This is a genomic window from Planomonospora algeriensis (assembly GCF_977012225.1).
Genome location: NZ_CDRNDK010000590.1, coordinates 1 through 3,301, shown reverse-complemented (window position 1 = coordinate 3,301; position 3,301 = coordinate 1). Strand labels below are relative to the sequence as shown.

3 protein-coding genes are annotated in these 3,301 nt (G+C 73.7%); all 3 read left to right on the top strand.

What is annotated here, in order from left to right; translation table 11 throughout:
- The first annotated feature begins 164 nt into the window (after positions 1-164).
- Entirely contained in the window at positions 165-794 is a 630-nt protein-coding gene (locus ACWJ6R_RS32920; RefSeq protein WP_449065961.1) for a DUF305 domain-containing protein, read from the top strand.
- A 72-nt stretch (positions 795-866) separates the two neighbouring features.
- Positions 867-2,015: an ROK family transcriptional regulator gene (locus tag ACWJ6R_RS32915; RefSeq protein WP_449065960.1), complete on the top strand. Its 1,149-nt coding sequence runs from the start codon at positions 867-869 to the stop codon at positions 2,013-2,015.
- 522 nt (positions 2,016-2,537) lie between these two features.
- Positions 2,538-3,301 (top strand): ATP-binding cassette domain-containing protein (locus ACWJ6R_RS32910; RefSeq protein ID WP_449065959.1); only part of this gene is annotated, 764 nt, incomplete at its 3' end.

Below are 3,301 nucleotides of genomic sequence, written 5' to 3'. Positions count from 1 at the left end.
GGAGAGATCACGCGCGTCCGGCCGCGCCGAGATCCCTCCGGTCGCCGATCGTAGAATGGCGGCATGGGCCGCGACCTGGTCGGAGACCGGCGTCGCCGCCCCGCAGGGACCGCCCGCGAACGGCCGGCCGCCACGCGCGACGAACCGGGGAGAACCCGACCGACATGTCCACCGACCGCTCCACCGCCCGCAGGCCTCCGCCCGCCTCACCTCCGGCGGGGACGGCGGTGGCCTGCGCCCTGATCCTGCTCACCGCCTGCGGGGGCGGCGACGACCCGGAGGCGGCCCCCGGCGCCGGGACGGGCGGGACTCCCGTGCCCACCGCGAGCGCGCAGCCGACGACCGACTTCAACGACGCCGACGTGGCGTTCGCCCGGATGATGATCCCGCACGACGAGCAGGCCGTGCAGCTGGCCGGGATCGCCGCGGGCCGGGCCGCCGACCCGGAGCTCGGAGCGCTCGCGGCGGAGATCGGCCGCGAGCGCGGCCAGGAGATCGCCGCCATGACCGGCTGGCTGGCGGCCTGGGGCAAGACCACCGCCTCCGCGGGCCCCGGCGGTCAGGACATACCCGGCCGGGTGTCCGAGGCCGGGATGGCCGGGCTCCGGCGGGCCGAGGGCGCGGAGTTCGACCGCAGGTTCGCCGAGCTGATGATCGACCATGACCGGGGCGCGGTCGAGATGGCCGTGACCGAGCAGGAGGAGGGCCTCAACCCCGCGGCCCGGCGGTTCGCCGAGACCGTCGAGGCCTCCCGGCAGGCCGAGATCGTGCGGCTGGAGAAGGCCATCCGGTAGTGCTCACCGAATGTGAGACCATTCGTTCACTGGTTGCAGGCCGGTACGGTCGCCCCTGGACGAGGAGAGCCGATGGCGGGTGAGACCCCGGGGTCGCAGGGCGCCTTGCGGGAGGCCAATCAGCGGCGGGTGCTCAGGGCGATCCGGGTGGAGGGCTCGCTCACCCAGGCCGAGATCGCCCGGCTGACGGGGTTGTCGGCCGCGACGGTCTCCAACATCGTCAAGGATCTCCGGGGCAGCGGCGCGGTCGTGGTGACGCCCACCTCCCGGGGCGGCAGGCGGGCGCAGAGCGTCTCTCTGGCCCGGGGCGCGGGCCTCGTCGTCGGAGTGCAGATCGGTCCCGGGCGCATCCACGCGGTGCTGTGCGACCAGAACGACGAGATCCTCGCCGAGGAGCGGATCGCCTACAACGTCGAGCACTCGGCCGAGCGCGGGATCAAGCGGGCCGAGTGGTTGATCGACACCTTGCTGCGCCAGGCCAGGGCCGACCGGGAGAAGGTCCGCGGCGTCGGTGTCGCCGCGGCGGGGGCGCTGCTCGGAGCGGGCCGCATGCCCGCCTGGCGGGGGACGGACCTGCGGGCGGAGCTGGTGGACCGGCTCGGCCTGGACGTTCACCTCATGAAGGAGGCGGACGCGGGCGCGCTGGGCGAGCTCGTCCTCGGCGCGGGCCGCGGGATCCGCGATTTCGTGTACGTCCAGCTCTCCGACGGCGTCGACTCCGGGCTGGTGCTCGGCGGACGGCCCTATCCCGGGGCCGGGGGGTTCTCCGGGGAGATCGGCCACCTCACGCTGGACGAGCACGGCCGCATCTGCCGGTGCGGCAACCGGGGATGCCTGGAGACCGTCGTCGGCGGCCCCGCCCTGCTGGAGCTGCTGCCCCGCGACACGAGTTCGAGCCTGCCGATGCTGGTCGGCGCGGCGCGGGACGGCGATCCCGGTTCCCGCCGCGTGATCGCGGACGCCGGGCGCGCGGTGGGCAGCGCGGTGGCCGTCCTGTGCAACGTGCTCAATCCACGACGGGTGATCATCGGTGGTGAGCTGGCGGAGGCCGGGGACCTCCTGCTGGATCCCCTGCGCGAGGCGACGCGTCGCCAGGCGGCGCCGGAGGGAGCCGGCATGCTGGAGATCACGCTCGCCGGACTGGGTGACCGCGCCCCCGTGCTGGGCGCGGTGGCCTCCGTGCACCGGGCGGACGCCGATCCCGTCGCCTCCGACGAGTGATCGATTTTCTCGCCGCCTTTCTGAAAATGCTGCAAGTTTTTGCAGCATCGGCATGACGCCCGGGTTGTGAAATCGTTACGTCCAGCCCTTTTCCGCTCTCCGGCGGTGTGCGCACTGCCTGACGCCGTCTTTCACGGCCCGGACACTCGAGAGAGCGCTCCCCCCTGCTGCCTTCAAGGCTTGACGGTAAAGGGGCTCCGGGGATTCACTCGATCAACGCCGCCCGGATCCCCCGAGATCATCCTCCGCCGGAGACGGCGGGGCCGGGATCGACCTGGGGACGGACGCCCCGGCCGGAGCCCCGGCAAGGCCCGGCCGCCGATGGGGCGGACCGTGACCGGGTGACGCACCGACCGGATCGGGGCGGTGTACGCGGCCGGCCACGCCGCGGCTTGCGATCGGCTGGGAATCGGAGGCTGACAGATGTCCCGGGAAGAACCGGATGGAGCGTCCCCGCAGGCACCCCAGAGGGGAGGGCCCGGACGCGCGCCCTCGCGAGCACCCGGCGGGCCGCCCGGAGCGGTGCTGGCCGCGAGCGGGATCAGCAAGCGCTTCGGTGCGGTCCAGGCGCTGAGCGGCGTGGACTTCCACGTCTGCCCCGGTGAGGTGGTGGCGCTGGTCGGGGACAACGGAGCGGGTAAGTCCACGCTGGTCAAAGTCCTCGCCGGGGTGGAGCCTGCGGACACCGGGCAGGTCCGGTGGGAGGGCCGGCCGGTGACGGTCACGCGGCCGCACCACGCGGCCGAACTGGGCATCGCGACCGTCTACCAGGACCTGTCGCTCTGCGCGAACCTCGACGTCGTCGCCAACCTGTTCCTCGGCCACGAGCCGGTCAGGGGCGGCTTCCTGGACGAGATCGCGATGGAGCGGCAGGCGGCCGAGTTGCTGGCCTCGTTCTCGGTCCGGCTGCCGGACCTGCGCGTCCCGGTCTCGCAGCTGTCCGGGGGGCAGCGCCAGACCGTGGCGATCGCCAGGTCGCTGCTGGGCGATCCCAAGGTCATCCTGCTGGACGAACCGGTCGCCGCGCTGGGCGTCGCGCAGGTCGCCCATGTCCTGGACCTGATCGAGGCGATGCGCGACCGGGGTCTGGGCGTGGTGTTCATCAGCCACAACCTCGCCGACGTCCGCGCCGTGGCCGACCGCATCGTGGTACTCAGACTGGGCCACAACGCGGGCGACTTCCGCGCGGACGAGGCCGGCCAGGACCGGATCGTGGCGGCCATCACCGGCGCCTCCGGCAGGACGGCGCGGCGCCGGACGGCGCGGCGCGGGCGTGCCGGCTGCGC

Bases quoted from the DNA above. Each gene is read 5' to 3' on its own strand.
- ACWJ6R_RS32915 (WP_449065960.1), top strand. From the start codon at position 867: ATGGCGGGTGAGACCCCGGGGTCGCAGGGCGCCTTGCGGGAGGCCAAT.
- ACWJ6R_RS32920 (WP_449065961.1), top strand. From the start codon at position 165: ATGTCCACCGACCGCTCCACCGCCCGCAGGCCTCCGCCCGCCTCACCT.